This is a genomic window from Streptomyces sp. NBC_01433, assembly GCF_026340105.1.
Classification (GTDB): Bacteria; Actinomycetota; Actinomycetes; order Streptomycetales; family Streptomycetaceae; genus Streptomyces.
In genome coordinates, this window is the sequence record NZ_JAPEPM010000001.1 from 1444958 (window position 1) to 1461280 (window position 16323).

Below are 16323 nucleotides of genomic sequence, written 5' to 3' on the forward strand. Positions count from 1 at the left end.
TGAGTGACATGAACCTAGAAATCGTCCGCACCCAGCGCCCCGCCGCGAGCCGGACGTTCACCGTGCTGCTCTCGCCCACCCGCCGAGGGGCCCAGCTCGCCCGGCTGCTCACCGTGGCCCATCTCGGGGCCTGGGGGCTCCCTTCGGAGTCGGCGGCGCACATCGTCGCCGAGCTGGCGGCGAACGCCTCGGTGCACGGCCGCGTACGGGGCCGTGACTTCCAGCTGCGCCTCGCGGTCCACCACGAGGTCCTGCTGCGGATCGAGGTCACCGACACCCGGGGCGACAGCGTTCCGTCCGGCCCGGGGTCCGTCGAAGCGCCCGAGGACGACGCGGAGGGCGGGCGGGGCCTGCTCATCGTCGAGGCTCTGGCCGACCACTGGGGCGTCGTCCCCGGACCCGTCCCGCTCAAGACGGTGTGGGCCGAGCTCGACCTCGCGCGCTGACGGCATCCACCGGGTCGTGCGTGGTCACGACCCGGTACCTCACGACCGCGTCGTGGGCGGCCACGACGCGGTGGCCCACGACATCAACTACGTAAAGAACCAGGAGAAATAACCCCACCCGACCCCACCCGGCCTCTACCTGACCCACCCCCCATGGCTCGTCACTCACACGGGTGAGGTTTGGCAACTGGGCTGGATTTCGGGCCGGTTGGCAGGCATATGCTCGCGCCACAACACCAGACATACGTCGGCCCCCAATCAGGACTGCAATCCCGATCGAGGGCCTGACCACCGAGGAAGCGACACCTTCCTGATGGATGCCCAGCAGAATAACGCCCTCACGTGCGCCCTGGCAGAGGTTCCCGGCCCCCTCCCGGCCTCCGGCGTGATCCACATCGTGATCCCGCACACCAGCCGCTTCACGGTCGTCGGCAACCACCTCGCCCAGCACCCCGGCCTCAGCTCCACCGCCGTGGGCATCGCCGTGCGCATCCAGTCGCTGCCCCAGGGGGCCGACGTGGGGATCAAGGCGCTCGCCGCCCGCTTCCCCGAAGGGGAGACCCGCATCGCCGCCGCCCTGCGCGAGCTGGAGGCCCACGGCTATCTGCGACGGACCCGTAACCGCCTGCCGAGCGGCCGGGTCGTCACCCGCACGGTGTTCTGCAACCAGCCGACGGCTCTGCTGCGACCCCGCACGGCGGCCCCGCAACCGCCTCCCGCGCCGCTGGTCCCGGCACCGGCTCCGACGCCCGCGTCACCCGAACCACAGGCACCACAGGCGCCCGCAGCTCTCGCCGTACCGGAGGCTCCCGGCCCCGCCCCCGTGCCGGAAGCCTCCGACCGGCCCTCCGCCGCCCCGGAGCCCCGCCCGCCGGTCGTCCCGATGCCGGTCATGGTCCCGCCCCCGGCCCCGGCGTCACCGCCCTTCGTACCGCTGTCCACCGCACCCAAGCCCCCGCCCCGGCCTCTCCCCCAGCCCCGCGAGCTCACCCCGGAGCTGCACCGGGCCGCCGCCGCGCTCCTGAGCGACCTGCGCCGTCACGCACCGCAGTTCGTGCTGTCCGAGAGTGATGTGCGGCATCTGGTGCCCGGTGTCGCCGCCTGGCTCGAACGCGAGGCCCACCCCGACACCATCCGCCATGCGCTGACCGACGACCCTCCCCAGCCCCTCAGGCAACCCGCGAAACTTCTCAGGCACCGCCTGACCGCCCTGCTGCCACCGCCGCTCCCCGGCGCCCACGGCCTCGCCCCCGTCCGCCGCGCCCCCGCCACCCCTCTCCAGACCTGCGACGGCTGCGAGCGCGCCTTCCGCTCCCCCACGCCCGGCCACTGCCGCGACTGCCGGGCGGAAGGCGCGCGGACAGCCGCCTGAGCGTTGCCCGACGAGCCGGGTGGGCGGCAATCCCCGCAGCGGCTGCGGGCCCCATCAGCTTTTGACCTATCCGTACGAGATCGCGGTCCCGTACGCCACCAGGTACCAGGAACCAGCGTCCACCCCGTTCTGGATGGCCGTCAGGCGTGCGCCGATGACCTCGTCGGCCCCGACCCCTGCCGCGTTCACGCTCAGAGAAGAGAACGCTTCGCCGGGGAAGACCTGTTGGTCGCCCCAGACGACCCAGCTGTTGGTGACGGAGCGGTCCGTCCGCTGGGGGTTGTCGACAGTGAGTACCGGGACCGGAAAGGAGACTCTTCTCGCCATAGCCACGGCATGGTGCCAGGGCTATGGCCCGTTCGACAACAGACAGTGCACACCGTCGCCGGGTACGCGCTCCGGACGACTCACTCAGGCGCGATCGGTCCCAGGCAGGTACCGCCGGAGACATCGATGGTCTGGCCGGTCACCCAGCGGCCCTGCGGGCCCGCGAGGAAAGTCACCACATCCGCGACGTCCTCCGGCTCGCCGATCCGCCCGAGCGCGGTGATCGACTCCAGTGCGGCGACCGCCTCGGGAACCGCGGCGTAGGGGGCGATCATGTCGGTCAGCACCACCCCGGGTTCGACCGTGTTCACGGTGATCCCCCGCCGGCCCAGCTGGTTGGCGAGCGACGGGCCGAGGGCCGCCGGCGCCGCCTTGGTGACGGTGTGGCCGATCTGGCCGGGGTCCGCGATCCGGGTCGCCGCGGAGCCCATGTTCACGATCCGTCCGCCGTCCCGCAGCAGGGGCAGCGCCCGCTGGATGACGAAGAGCGGGGTGCTCACGTTGACCGCCAGCAGCCGCTGGAACTCCTCCTCGGTGAGCTGCCCGATCGAACGGGTTGAGTGGATGCCCGCGTTGTTGACCAGGATGTCCAGGCCGTCCACGCCGTCCACGCCGTGGTCCACCAGCCCGGCGGTGAGCCCGGTGAACAACTGGTCCACCGCACCGCACCGCTCTCGCCGAACCGGGCCCGCACCGCGAACGCCCGGCCTCCGGCCTCGGCGATCCGCGCCACGGTCTCTGCGGCGGCCGGGTCGTCGCTGCCGTAGTGGACCGCGACCAGCGCCCCCTCGGAAGCGAGCCGCAGGGCGACCGCCCGCCCGATCCCCCGCGAGCCGCCCGTCACCGGTGCAACCCTGCCGTCCGGTTCCCCCATGATCGGCTCCCCCTTAGGCATCAGCCGTCCCGGCGGACCGGCGGATGGATGAAACAGCTCACCTGACAGAATCCGGCCATGTCCACGAGCACCAAGTCCGGCTGGGCCCTGCGCGCCGCCACCCCCGACGACGTCGAGCCCATAGCCGAGCTCCGGGCCCTGGTGATGCGCCCCGACCTGGAGCGGCTGGGCCGGTACGACGAGCACCGCGTACGGCAGCGGCTGCGCGATGTGTACGCGCCGGAGCACACCTCGGTGATCCTCGTGGACGGAGCGCTCGCGGGGTGCGTGACCCTGCGCCCCGTACAGGACGCCGCGACGGGCGGCGCGGCGGACGGCACGGCGGGCGGGTGGTGGCTGGAGAACTTCTACCTCTCCCCCGCGCTCCAGGGCCGGGGCATCGGTACGAGTGTCCTGCGCTCCCTCCTCGCGCGGGCCGACCGCGACCGCGTCACCGTGCGGCTGGACGTGCTCCAGGGCAGCGCCGCGCGGGCGCTGTACGAGCGGCACGGCTTCATCGAGGAGCGCCAGGACCCGATCGACGTGTTCATGGTCCGCGAACCGGCGGCCTGACCCCACTTTCCCCATTCGCCCGGACGTGCCCGGTCCGGCGGCCTAGCCTGATCCTCCACGGCTCTCGGGGGAGGCTCGGTGCGTCTGCTGATCGATGTCCTAGAAGGTGACTGGGCCACCTTCTACGGCCGCTACGGGAACCGGACCGCATGGCGGCTCGACCGTCTGGAGTCCTTCGGCCCCGCCTCCTCCCGCGGCACGGACGACACATCGGCCCGCTGGCACGAGCTGTACGAGGCCACGCTCGGTCATGCCTTCGAGATCTCCGTACCGCCGTCCATGACCGTGGCCGAATGCCTGGCGTACGCGCTGGGCGAGGCCCGCCATCGCGGTGTCGCCCAGCCGGATACGGAGCCACCGGCGGACGGAGCGGACCCGTTCCTGAGCGACCGGGTGCTGCGGACCTGGCTGGCCGATCCCGTCACCGACGAGCGCTACGAGGACGGGCTGACGCTGGAGCGGGCCGGTCTGGCCGAGGACGACCTCGTCGTCCTGTGCGTCGAACGCACCGCGCAGGGCGATTACCGCATGGGCCCGGCCGCGAATCCGGCCGTCCTGCTGGAGCATCTGCAGCTCGCGATGAACGGGACCGCCCCCGCCGACGGGCCTCGGCTGTGGGGCGTGCTCCTCTACACCACGGCGGACGTGGAGCTGGCGACGTACGTCCGGACGCACTTCGAGGACCTCAACGCCCTGTCCGGGCCGAACACCCGGGTCTTCGTCGTCGAGCGGCAGGCCAGATGGGCCGAGGCACGGAAGTACTGGCGGACCCGCCTGGAGCCGGAACCGTACCGGGTGCTCTCGTCCATGCGGTGGCTGCACTGGCAGCCGTACGACCCCCAGGGCGCCTACAAGATCGCCGCCGTACTGAAGGTGGACCCCGAACTCCTGCCCTGTCTGGTCTTCTTCGACAGCCGCCCCGGACTGCCCTGGGGCGAGCGGAAGATCGTCTTCCCGGTGGAGGACGTCACCCCGCGGTACTTCCGCACCCTCTTCGGCCGCATCGCCAAGGTCCTCGAAAGTGCCCCTCCGGAGGGGGAGCCGCCGTCGGACGGCCGCCGCGGGCCGCTGTCGTTCGCGAGCCGGCCGGACAGTGCCGAGAGCGACACCCGGACCGCACTGCGCGCACTGCTGCACAGCGGCCGGGGCCCTGACCTGGACGGCGCCGCCTTCGCCGCCGTCGAAGCGGCCCAGCGGGCGATCAGGGACGCGCTGCGGCCCGCCCCCGCGCCCAGCACCGACTACCACCTCGACAACTGCCGGGTCGTTCTCACCCCAGGAGCATCCGTGACCGAGAATTTCCACTTCCACGGCCAGAACACCACCTTCATCAACCGCCCCGTGGACACCGTCGTCCAGGACTTCCAGAACCAGCACGGAACGGCCCCGTGCCACGAGGAGCTGCGCAGCCTGCTCCGGCTGACCCTCTCCAGCACCGACCTCGCCGACGCCGAACGCGAGGAGGCCGCAGCCGCCGTGCACGACCTGGCCCGGCTCACCGCGGAACCCGAACCGGACGCACCCGGCGTCCGGCTGCGGGCGGAACGGCTGCGGGAGATGCTCGCCGGTGCCGCCGACATCGCGCAGCCCGCCCTCGCGATCATCGCGTCGGTCGTCGCGGCCGTGACCGGGTAACGGCGTCCGTCCCGCCGTAACCACCGCCCCGTACGGGCGACCAGCCCCGTACGTCGGGTACCACCGCCCGGCACGGGCGACGAGCCCTGCCGGTGACCGCGCGCGAGCGGGGTATAACGCCGCGTTGTGACCAAGCGTGAGTACCCGGTTCACTCCGACTTCGGGACCCTGGGGGCCGACCGACCCCCACGGACACGCCTCCGGCGTGCCTCCCCCCGAAAGAGGAACCATGCGAATAGCCAGGTTCGTGCCCGCCCTCGCCGCCGCGGCGGTCTCCGTCCTCGCCCTCCTCGCACCCACCGCCTCGGCCTCCCAGGCCACCCCCGCCCCCTCGGCCCAGGCCGTCCAGCCGATCATCGGAGGCGGCTACGCGCAGAACGCCCCCTGGGCCGCGCGCCTCTTCTCCAACGGCCAGGAGACCTGTTCGTCCACGATCATCGCGCCGACGTGGATCCTCACCGCGAAGCACTGCGTCGCGGGCGGCGGGCTGTCGTTCCGTATCGGCAGCCTCGACCAGCACAGCGGCGGCACGGTGGCGAACGGCGTCCAGACCTACACCCACAGCGCGGACCTGGCGCTGGTGCGCCTGGACCGTTCCGTACAGGGCACCTACTCCCCGCTGGGCCAGCCCGGCTCGGTCAGCGTCGGGCAGAGCGTCCAGGTGTTCGGCTGGGGTGCCACCTCGCAGTGCGGCTCCGAGATCAACTGCCAGTCCCGCTACCTGAAGGTGGCCAATGTGACCGTGAGCGGCGGCTGCACCGACGCGTACGGGGGCTCGGCGATCTGCGCGCGCCGCGGCAACGGCATCACCGCGGGCGGCGACTCGGGCGGCCCGATGACGGCGGGCGGTGTCCAGGTCGGCGTCGCCTCGACCAGTGACCGGCAGACCACGACCGCGTACACGAATGTCACCGCGTACCGATCCTGGATCCAGTCGGTCGCGGGCGTCTGACCTTCGGCCTTCGGCCGTACCGGTCCCCGGCACAAAGCGAAGGGCCCCGTACCTCTCTTGCGAGAGGTACGGGGCCCTTCTTGCAGCTCAGCGAGCTACCAGGTCAGACGATCAAGCAGAAACTACTTGATGATCTTGGTGACCTGGCCGGCGCCCACGGTCCGGCCACCCTCACGGATGGCGAACTTCAGGCCCTCTTCCATGGCGACCGGCTGGATCAGCGCGACGTCCATGAGGGTGTTGTCACCCGGCATGACCATCTCGGTGCCCTCGGGGAGGGTCACAACGCCCGTTACGTCCGTGGTACGGAAGTAGAACTGCGGGCGGTAGTTGTTGAAGAACGGGGTGTGACGGCCACCCTCGTCCTTCGACAGGATGTAGGACTGCGCCTGGAACTCGGTGTGCGGCGTGACCGAACCCGGCTTGATGATGACCTGGCCGCGCTCGACGTCCTCGCGCTTGATGCCACGGAGGAGCAGACCGACGTTCTCACCGGCCTGGCCCTCGTCGAGCAGCTTGCGGAACATCTCGATGCCGGTGACCGTGGTGGTGGTCTTCTCGGTCTTGATACCGACGATGTCGACGGTCTCGTTGACCTTCAGGACACCACGCTCGATGCGGCCGGTGACGACCGTACCGCGACCGGTGATCGTGAAGACGTCCTCGATGGGCATGAGGAACGGCTTCTCGACGTCACGCTCGGGCTGCGGGATGGCCTCGTCCACGGCGGCCATCAGGTTCAGGACCGACTGGCCCCACTCCTTGTCGCCCTCAAGAGCCTTGAGCGCCGAGACACGCACGACCGGAAGGTCGTCGCCCGGGAACTCGTACTCGGAGAGGAGCTCACGGACCTCGAGCTCGACGAGCTCCATGATCTCCTCGTCGTCCACCATGTCGGCCTTGTTCAGGGCGACGACGATGTACGGGACACCGACCTGGCGGGCCAGGAGCACGTGCTCCTTGGTCTGCGGCATCGGGCCGTCGGTGGCCGCGACCACGAGGATGGCGCCGTCCATCTGCGCCGCACCCGTGATCATGTTCTTGATGTAGTCGGCGTGACCCGGGCAGTCGACGTGCGCGTAGTGACGCGACTCCGTCTGGTACTCGACGTGCGCGATCGAGATCGTGATACCGCGCTGGCGCTCCTCGGGAGCCTTGTCGATCTGGTCGAAGGCCGAGGCCTCGTTCAGGTCCGGGTACGCGTCGTGCAGCACCTTGGTAATGGCGGCCGTAAGGGTCGTCTTACCGTGGTCAATGTGACCGATGGTGCCGATGTTGACGTGCGGCTTAGTCCGCTCGAACTTTGCCTTCGCCACTTGGTCCTCCTGCGGAGTGGTTCTGTACGCCTTGCTTCATCGGCGCCAGGTGATCTTTGCTGGGATGCCGGGGCCGGGGGCATTCGACACGATTGCTTGCGCTCTGCGTCGAATGCCGCACCGGGCTCCGGTGACAAGCCTAAAGCGTGAACTCGGGTGAGCTACTCGCCCTTGGCCTTCGCGATGATCTCCTCGGCGACGTTCCGCGGAACCTCGGCGTAGGAGTCGAACTGCATCGAGTAGCTTGCGCGACCCGAGGTCTTGCTGCGGAGGTCTCCGACGTAGCCGAACATCTCCGAGAGGGGCACGAGGCCCTTCACGACGCGAGCACCGCTGCGCTCCTCCATGGCCTGGATCTGGCCACGGCGGGAGTTCAGGTCGCCGATGACATCGCCCATGTAGTCCTCGGGCGTGGTGACCTCGACGGCCATCATCGGCTCAAGGAGCACGGGAGAGGCCTTGCGGGCACCCTCCTTGAACGCCTGCGAACCGGCGATCTTGAAGGCGAGCTCCGAGGAGTCGACCTCGTGGTAACCACCGTCGAGAAGGGTGACGCGGACGCCGACCATCTCGTAACCGGCCAGGATGCCGAACTGCATGGCTTCCTGGGCACCCGAGTCCACCGAGGGGATGTACTCCCTGGGGATACGGCCACCGGTGACCTTGTTGACGAACTCGTAGGAGGCGTCGCCACCCTCGATGGGCTCAAGGGCGATCTGCACCTTCGCGAACTGGCCGGTACCACCAGTCTGCTTCTTGTGCGTGTAGTCGATGCGCTCGACGGCCTTGCGGATCGTCTCGCGGTACGCGACCTGGGGCTTGCCGACGTTCGCCTCGACGCGGAATTCGCGCTTCATGCGGTCGACGAGCACCTCGAGGTGAAGCTCGCCCATACCACCGATGATGGTCTGGCCGGTCTCCTCGTCGGAGTGCACCTGGAAGGAGGGGTCCTCCTCCGAGAGACGCTGGATGGCAACACCCAGCTTCTCCTGGTCACCCTTGGACTTGGGCTCGATGGCGACCTGAATGACCGGCGCCGGGAAGTCCATGGACTCCAGGATGACCGGGTTCTTGTCGTCACACAGCGTCTCACCTGTGGTGGTCTGCTTCAGGCCCATGACGGCGATGATGTCACCGGCGCCCACCGACGCGATCTCCTCACGCTTGTTCGCGTGCATGCGGTAGATCTTGCCGATGCGCTCCTTCTTGCCCTTGACCGAGTTCAGCACCGCGGTGCCGGCCTCGAGGCGACCGGAGTAGATCCGGACGAAGGTGAGCTTGCCCAGGTGCGGGTCGCTCGCGATCTTGAACGCCAGGCCGGAGAACGGCTCGTCGTCCGAGGGCTTGCGCTGGATGACCTTCTCCGGGTCCTTGACGTCGTGGCCCTCGATGGCCTCGACGTCCAGGGGGGAAGGCAGGTAGCGCACAACGGCGTCGAGCAGGGGCTGAACGCCCTTGTTCTTGAACGCCGTGCCACAGAACACCGGGGTGACGGTGACCGAGTCGGCACTGCCCTTCGACGCCAGGGTGATCCGACGGATCGCCTCGTGCAGCTGCTCCTCGGTGGGCTCGACGCCCTCCAGGTACAGCTCCATCATCTGGTCGTCGTTCTCCGAGACGGCCTCGAGCAGCTTGCCGCGCCACTCCTCGGCAGCCTCGACATGCGTGTCGGGGATGTCGACGGTGTCGTACATCTCACCCTTGGCGGCCTCTTCGGGCCAGACAAAGGCCTTCATCGACACGAGGTCGACGACGCCCTTGAAGTCGGCCTCGGCGCCGATGGGGAGCTGCATGACGAGGGGAACCGCGCCCAGGCGCTCGACGATCATGTCGACGCAGCGGTGGAACTCGGCTCCGGTGCGGTCGAGCTTGTTGACGAAGCAGATACGCGGCACGCCGTAGCGGTCCGCCTGACGCCAGACAGTCTCGGACTGGGGCTCGACGCCCGCGACACCGTCGAACACGGTGACAGCACCGTCGAGGACGCGGAGCGAACGCTCCACCTCGACGGTGAAGTCGACGTGACCCGGGGTGTCGATGATGTTGATGGTGTGGTCAACATCATCGAGCGGCCAGTGGCAGGTCGTCGCGGCGGACGTGATCGTGATGCCGCGCTCCTGCTCCTGCTCCATCCAGTCCATCGTGGCAGCGCCGTCGTGGACTTCACCGATCTTGTACGAAACGCCGGTGTAGAAGAGGATCCGCTCGGTGGTGGTCGTCTTGCCCGCGTCGATGTGGGCCATGATCCCGATGTTGCGGACCTTGGCCAGGTCAAGCGAAGTGGTGGCCATAAGGCTCAATCTTCTCTCGGTCTCGATGTGGGTAGCGACTACCAGCGGTAGTGCGCGAAGGCCTTGTTCGACTCGGCCATCTTGTGGGTGTCCTCACGCTTCTTGACCGAAGCGCCGAGGCCGTTGGAGGCGTCGAGCAGTTCGTTCATGAGGCGCTCGGTCATGGTCTTCTCGCGGCGCGCGCGGGAGTAACCGACGAGCCAGCGCAGAGCGAGGGTGGACGCGCGACCGGGCTTGACCTCGATCGGCACCTGGTAGGTGGCGCCACCGACACGGCGGGACTTGACCTCGAGCGAGGGCTTGACGTTCTCAAGCGCGCGCTTCAGCGTGATGACCGGGTCGTTGCCGGTCTTCTCGCGGAGGCCTTCCATGGCGCCGTACACGATCCGCTCGGCGGTGGAACGCTTGCCGTCGAGCAGGATCTTGTTGATCAGCGAGGTGACAAGAGGAGAGCTGTAGACCGGGTCAATGATGACCGGGCGCTTCGGGGCGGGGCCCTTACGAGGCATTCTTACTTCTCCTTCTTGGCGCCGTAGCGGCTGCGGGCCTGCTTGCGGTTCTTGACACCCTGGGTGTCAAGGGAGCCGCGGATGATCTTGTAACGAACACCCGGCAGGTCCTTCACACGGCCACCACGCACGAGCACGATGGAGTGCTCCTGCAGGTTGTGTCCCTCACCCGGGATGTAGGCCGTGACCTCGATACCGGAGGTCAGACGCACACGCGCGACCTTACGGAGGGCCGAGTTCGGCTTCTTCGGGGTGGTCGTGAACACACGCGTGCAGACGCCACGACGCTGGGGCGAACCCTCGAGCGCGGGCGTCTTGTTCTTCTCGACCTTGTCCTGCCGGCCCTTCCGGACCAGCTGCTGGATCGTAGGCACTACTTCTCCGGTTTCTGTGTGCCGTTCGTGAAACTAACCTGGAACATCGCCGACCCACGCGGTCGGGTGTGTCGAATACTGCAGGCTCCTGCCCTAGGGGCAGAAGGGGCGCAGATTGCGGTGGCCACTTACGGACTCGCCATGCGGTTGAGGACACGCACCCGAGCCCAGGCACACCCCAGGCACAAGGCTTGAGCGTACCTACCTCACGCACTCCGGTCAAAACAAATGCTGTCCACCATGACACGCCGGGGCTCATTCAAGATCCAGTACTTCCCCGTCCAGGTGTTTCTGGATCAGGAGAATGTCCTCCCGGTCCTTCTGGCGCAGCGAGGTCCGCTTCCATTTCAGCACCTCCCGCAGCGGGCAGAAGGGGAGGCCCTGCACCCACTCGGCGCCGTCGATGAGCTCATCGGGTCCCGCCGATCCCGGAAGCCAGCGGTCGAAGATCTCCAGGCCACCGTCGAACAGCAGCACCATCTGCCCGTGCCCGGAGGGGGCCGGCACCGGGTCGGCCAGCTCGATGGCCCGCTTCCAGGCAGAACCTCTGGCGACGATGTCCAGATCGCCCACCGAGCTCCTGAGTCCGTGTGCCAGCAGCGGGCCGCTGCCGGCCACCACGAAGTCCCCCCGCGCCAGCCCCAGCGAGGTGAGCTTTCCGACGAGCGGATGATCGCAGAGGTTCAATGGCTCTCCTTCTAGAGGACCGGCAGCCCCACCGCGGCACGCGCGGCCATCCCCATCGCCAGCGACGCGATGACGCTGGCCAGCGTACCGATGAGGAAGTACTCGGAAGCATGCTTGCCGTGGTCGTTCGTGGGCACCCGCGCCAGGGACTTCGCCGCCAGCACCAGAGCTGCGGCCTCCGGCTGGCCCGCCGCGATGAAGACGAAGAGCAACCCGCGCTCCAGCAGTCCGATGCGCCGGCTCCCGCCCATGAACTCCACGGCCTTGCTCTTCTCCGGCCCTTCAGGCATCGCCTCGACCTCGGCCCGTACGGAGGCCGTCGCCGCCTTCGCCAGGGCACCGCCACCGAAGACGGCCAGCAGCAGCGCGGACACCTGAACCGCGGCTCGGTCGCTGAGCACCAGGTCGGACACGAGCGAGGCCGTCTTCACGCCGCCGGTCCACGCAGCCAGTAACGCCGCGCCTGCCATCAGAACCGCTCCCGCTCTGCGCGTACGGGCTCCGGAACCCGAGGTCAGTGGCACCTGCAGCGAGAAGCCGAGAGAAGGCAGCGCCGGCGGGTGCTGCCACAGAAAGGACCCGAGCATGACCAGCACGGCTGTTCCGAGGGCCGACCAGGCCTGGACGTGGCCGGTGTAGGGGGCGATGCAGTAGAGCCCGTACAGGCCCACGAAGAGAAGGCCGGCGCCCGGCCTGGAGCGGTGCCATCCGGCGCCCCAGGGCACTGCCAGCGCAGCTGCCATCCCGAAAAAGACTCGTGCCGTCTCCACAGCGGTCCCCCCACCGTCCCCAAGCCTGGCCTGCCCCGCCGGCCATATCCGCCCGTGAAGCCCTCAACGGCTCCCGGCTGCGCGTACGGGTCACCGAGGGCCTACCCACGCCGCAGGGCGGCCACCCCGTTGTCCGGGGTGACCGCCCTGTGGTCAGTCGCTGACGACTCGCTTACTGGTTGTACGGACCGTAGTCGTAGTCCTCCAGCGGAACGGCCTGGCCGGAGCCCGTGCCGAACGGCGAGTAGTCGATGTCGTCGTAGCCGACGGCCGAGTACATCGCGGCCTTGGCTTCCTCGGTCGGCTCGACCCGGATGTTGCGGTAGCGGGACAGACCCGTACCGGCCGGGATGAGCTTACCGATGATGACGTTCTCCTTGAGGCCGATCAGGGAGTCCGACTTGGCGTTGATCGCCGCGTCGGTCAGAACCCTGGTCGTCTCCTGGAAGGACGCCGCCGACAGCCACGACTCGGTGGCGAGCGAAGCCTTGGTGATACCCATCAGCTGCGGACGGCCGGAGGCGGGGTGACCGCCCTCGGTGACCACACGACGGTTCTCGACCTCGAACTTCGAGCGCTCGACGAGCTCGCCCGGAAGCAGCTCCGCGTCGCCGGACTCGATGATCGTCACACGGCGCAGCATCTGCCGGATGATGATCTCGATGTGCTTGTCGTGGATCGACACGCCCTGCGAGTTGTAGACCTTCTGGACTTCGCCGACCAGGTGGACCTGGACCGCACGCTGGCCGAGGATGCGCAGCACGTCGTGCGGGTTGGTGGCACCCACGGTGAGCTTCTGGCCGACCGCGACCGGGTCGCCCTCGCCCACGAGCAGACGGGCACGCTTGGAGATCGGGAACGCCGTCTCCTCGCTGCCGTCGTCCGGGGTGACGACGAGCTTCTTGGTCTTCTCGGTCTCCTCGATCCGGACGCGGCCTGCCGCCTCCGAGATCGGGGCGACACCCTTGGGCGTACGGGCTTCGAAGAGCTCGACGACACGGGGCAGACCCTGGGTGATGTCGTCACCGGCCACACCACCGGTGTGGAAGGTACGCATCGTCAGCTGGGTACCGGGCTCACCGATGGACTGGGCGGCGATGATGCCGACCGCCTCACCGATGTCGACCAGCTTGCCGGTGGCGAGCGAGCGTCCGTAGCAGAAGGCACAGGTGCCGACCGCGGACTCACAGGTCAGGACCGAACGGGTCTTGACCTCCTCGACGCCGGCGCCCACGAGGGCGTCGATCAGGACGTCACCGAGGTCGACGTTGGCAGGCGCGATGACCTTGCCGTCGACGACGACGTCCTCGGCGAGCATGCGGGCGTAGACCGAGGTCTCGACGTCGTCCGTCTTGCGGAGCACGCCGTCGGCACCCTTGACCGCGATCTTCAGCTTGAGGCCGCGGTCGGTGCCGCAGTCCTCCTCGCGAATGATCACGTCCTGCGAGACGTCCACCAGACGACGGGTCAGGTAACCCGAGTCGGCGGTACGCAGGGCGGTGTCCGCCAGACCCTTACGGGCACCGTGCGTGGAGATGAAGTACTCCAGAACGGTGAGGCCCTCACGGAACGACGCCTTGATGGGACGCGGGATCGTCTCGTTCTTCGCGTTCGACACCAGACCACGCATACCGGCGATCTGACGCATCTGCATCATGTTTCCTCGGGCACCCGAGTCAACCATCATGAAGATGGGGTTCGTCTTCGGGAAGTTCGCGTTCATCGCCTCGGCAACCTCGTTGGTCGCCTTGGTCCAGATCGCGATGAGCTCCTGCGTGCGCTCGTCCTTGGTGATCAGACCGCGCTCGTACTGCTTCTGGACCTTCTCGTCCTGCTCCTCGTAGCCCTTGACGATGGCCTTCTTGGCCTCGGGCACGACGATGTCCGAAACGGCCACGGTGACGCCGGAACGCGTCGCCCAGTGGAAGCCCGCCGCCTTCAGGTTGTCGAGCGTCGCCGCCACGATGACCTTGGGGTAGCGCTCGGCCAGGTCGTTGACGATCTCGGAGAGCTGCTTCTTGCCCACCGAGTAGTCGACGAACGGGTAGTCCTCGGGCAGCAGCTCGTTGAAGAGCGCGCGGCCCAGGCTCGTACGCAGCCGGAAGGTGTCGCCCGGCTGGTACTCCGGCTCGCCCTCCTCGGCGACCGGCGGCACCCAGCCACGCGGCGGCATGGTGCCCACCGGGAAGCGGATGTCGACGGTCGACTGGAGCGCCAGCTCACCGGCGTCGAACGCCATGATCGCCTCGGCCGTGGAGCCGAACGCGCGGCCCTCGCCCTTGGTGTCACGGAGCTCACCGTCGGTGGTGAGGAAGAACAGCCCCAGCACCATGTCCTGGGTCGGCATGGTGACGGGACGACCGTCGGCCGGCTTCAGGATGTTGTTCGAGGACAGCATCAGGATGCGGGCCTCGGCCTGCGCCTCCGCTGAGAGCGGCAGGTGCACGGCCATCTGGTCACCGTCGAAGTCCGCGTTGAACGCGGTGCAGACGAGCGGGTGGATCTGGATGGCCTTGCCCTCGACCAGCTGCGGCTCGAAGGCCTGGATGCCGAGGCGGTGCAGGGTGGGTGCACGGTTCAGCAGCACCGGGTGCTCGGCGATGACCTCTTCGAGGACGTCGTACACGACGGTGCGGCCACGCTCGACCATGCGCTTGGCCGACTTGATGTTCTGCGCGTGGTTGAGGTCCACCAGGCGCTTCATCACGAACGGCTTGAAGAGCTCCAGCGCCATGGCCTTCGGCAGACCGCACTGGTGCAGCTTGAGCTGCGGGCCGACGACGATCACGGAACGCGCGGAGTAGTCCACGCGCTTGCCGAGGAGGTTCTGACGGAAACGGCCCTGCTTGCCCTTCAGCATGTCGCTGAGGGACTTCAGGGGACGGTTACCGGGACCGGTGACCGGGCGACCGCGGCGGCCGTTGTCGAACAGCGCGTCGACGGCCTCCTGCAGCATCCGCTTCTCGTTGTTCACGATGATCTCGGGGGCACCGAGGTCAAGGAGACGCTTGAGGCGGTTGTTGCGGTTGATCACACGGCGGTACAGGTCGTTCAGGTCGGAGGTCGCGAAGCGGCCACCGTCCAGCTGCACCATCGGACGCAGGTCCGGCGGGATGACCGGCACGCAGTCGAGCACCATGCCCTTGGGCTTGTTGCTGGTCTGCAGGAACGCGGAGACGACCTTGAGGCGCTTGAGCGCACGGGTCTTCTTCTGGCCCTTGCCGGTGCGGATGATCTCGCGAAGCCGCTCGGCCTCTTCATCCAGGTCGAAGGACTCCAGGCGCTTCTGGAGCGCGGCGGCGCCCATGCAGCCGTCGAAGTACGTGCCGAAGCGGTCACGCAGCTCGCGGTAGAGGAGTTCGTCGCCCTCCAGGTCCTGGACCTTGAGGTTCTTGAAGCGGTTCCACACCTCGTCGAGACGGTCGATCTCGCGCTGCGCACGGTCACGCAGCTGCTTCATCTCACGCTCGGCACCTTCGCGCACCTTGCGGCGTACGTCGGCCTTGGCGCCCTCGGCCTCAAGCTCGGCCAGGTCGGTCTCAAGCTTCTTGGCGCGGGCCTCCAGGTCGGAGTCGCGACGGTTCTCGGTCTGCTGACGCTCGACGGAGACGTGCGCCTCCAGGGACGGCAGGTCGCGGGTACGACGCTCCTCGTCCACGAACGTGATCATGTACGCGGCGAAGTAAATGACCTTTTCGAGGTCCTTCGGCGCGAGGTCCAGCAGGTAGCCGAGGCGCGACGGGACGCCCTTGAAGTACCAGATGTGGGTGACGGGAGCGGCAAGCTCGATGTGGCCCATCCGCTCACGACGCACCTTGGCGCGAGTGACCTCGACGCCGCAGCGCTCACAGATGATGCCCTTGAAGCGGACACGCTTGTACTTGCCGCAGTAGCACTCCCAGTCCCGGGTAGGACCGAAGATCTTCTCGCAGAAGAGTCCGTCCTTTTCGGGCTTGAGCGTGCGGTAGTTGATGGTCTCCGGCTTCTTCACTTCGCCGTGCGACCAGGTCCGGATGTCGTCCGCGGTGGCAAGGCCGATCCGCAGCTCGTCGAAGAAGTTGACGTCGAGCACTTGTCGTCAATCCCTCTTTCGGGGGTTCGAGCCCCTCGCGTCAAAGCGAGAAATGGGGCACTTCAGCAATGGTCTGAACGGGTCCGGGGAGAGCCGGCCGGATCACAGGGATCCGGCCGGCCAAC

The 16323-nt window shown here is 68.2% G+C and carries 13 protein-coding genes and 1 pseudogene; 5 read left to right on the plus strand and 9 right to left on the minus strand.

Annotation, left to right across the window (positions count from 1 at the left end; all coding sequences use genetic code 11):
• Positions 1-8 precede the first annotated feature (8 nt).
• Together OG413_RS06335 and OG413_RS06340 are read left to right on the plus strand one after the other, a co-directional pair.
• On the plus strand, positions 9-446 hold the full coding sequence (locus tag OG413_RS06335; protein WP_266803407.1) for an ATP-binding protein: 438 nt from the start codon (positions 9-11) through the stop codon (positions 444-446).
• A 313-nt stretch (positions 447-759) separates the two neighbouring features.
• Positions 760-1818: a hypothetical protein gene (locus tag OG413_RS06340; RefSeq protein WP_266803408.1), complete on the plus strand. Its 1059-nt coding sequence runs from the start codon at positions 760-762 to the stop codon at positions 1816-1818.
• Between the two features lie 66 nt (positions 1819-1884).
• Here the strand turns inward: OG413_RS06340 and OG413_RS06345 are convergent, their stop codons facing one another.
• Entirely contained in the window at positions 1885-2145 is a 261-nt protein-coding gene (locus OG413_RS06345) for a hypothetical protein (RefSeq protein WP_266803409.1), read from the minus strand.
• 80 nt (positions 2146-2225) lie between these two features.
• A pseudogene (locus tag OG413_RS06350) lies at positions 2226-3019 on the minus strand (SDR family oxidoreductase).
• A 78-nt stretch (positions 3020-3097) separates the two neighbouring features.
• Between OG413_RS06350 and OG413_RS06355 the strand changes: the two are divergent.
• The 3 genes from OG413_RS06355 to OG413_RS06365 all read left to right on the plus strand — a co-directional run bounded on the left by OG413_RS06355 (position 3098) and on the right by OG413_RS06365 (position 6179).
• Positions 3098-3592, plus strand: coding sequence for a GNAT family N-acetyltransferase (locus OG413_RS06355; RefSeq protein WP_266803410.1), 495 nt, complete (start codon positions 3098-3100; stop codon positions 3590-3592).
• Between the two features lie 78 nt (positions 3593-3670).
• Complete coding sequence (locus OG413_RS06360) at positions 3671-5227, plus strand: hypothetical protein (protein WP_266803411.1); 1557 nt, start codon at positions 3671-3673, stop codon at positions 5225-5227.
• A gap of 229 nt (positions 5228-5456) precedes the next feature.
• Positions 5457-6179 (plus strand): trypsin-like serine protease, encoded by a 723-nt coding sequence (locus OG413_RS06365; protein WP_266803412.1) that lies wholly within the window; start codon positions 5457-5459, stop codon positions 6177-6179.
• 122 nt (positions 6180-6301) lie between these two features.
• On the opposite strand, the gene tuf is transcribed toward OG413_RS06365, so the two are convergent.
• From tuf to OG413_RS06400, 7 genes are all read right to left on the minus strand, one after another.
• Entirely contained in the window at positions 6302-7495 is a 1194-nt protein-coding gene (gene tuf, locus OG413_RS06370) for an elongation factor Tu (RefSeq protein WP_266803413.1), read from the minus strand.
• A gap of 161 nt (positions 7496-7656) precedes the next feature.
• On the minus strand, positions 7657-9786 hold the full coding sequence (gene fusA, locus OG413_RS06375) for an elongation factor G (RefSeq protein WP_266803414.1): 2130 nt from the start codon (positions 9784-9786) through the stop codon (positions 7657-7659).
• A 38-nt stretch (positions 9787-9824) separates the two neighbouring features.
• The gene (rpsG, locus tag OG413_RS06380) at positions 9825-10295 is read right to left on the minus strand and encodes a 30S ribosomal protein S7 (RefSeq protein ID WP_003966970.1); all 471 of its coding nucleotides are present in this window, start codon (positions 10293-10295) and stop codon (positions 9825-9827) included.
• A gap of 2 nt (positions 10296-10297) precedes the next feature.
• Complete coding sequence (rpsL, locus tag OG413_RS06385) at positions 10298-10669, minus strand: 30S ribosomal protein S12 (RefSeq protein ID WP_003948652.1); 372 nt, start codon at positions 10667-10669, stop codon at positions 10298-10300.
• A 255-nt stretch (positions 10670-10924) separates the two neighbouring features.
• Entirely contained in the window at positions 10925-11356 is a 432-nt protein-coding gene (locus OG413_RS06390; RefSeq protein ID WP_266803415.1) for a hypothetical protein, read from the minus strand.
• A gap of 11 nt (positions 11357-11367) precedes the next feature.
• Positions 11368-12099 (minus strand): hypothetical protein, encoded by a 732-nt coding sequence (locus OG413_RS06395; RefSeq protein ID WP_266803416.1) that lies wholly within the window; start codon positions 12097-12099, stop codon positions 11368-11370.
• A 199-nt stretch (positions 12100-12298) separates the two neighbouring features.
• Positions 12299-16198 carry a DNA-directed RNA polymerase subunit beta' gene (locus tag OG413_RS06400; RefSeq protein ID WP_266803417.1) on the minus strand — a complete coding sequence of 1300 codons (3900 nt, stop codon included), beginning with the start codon at positions 16196-16198 and terminating at the stop codon, positions 12299-12301.
• Positions 16199-16323 lie beyond the last annotated feature (125 nt).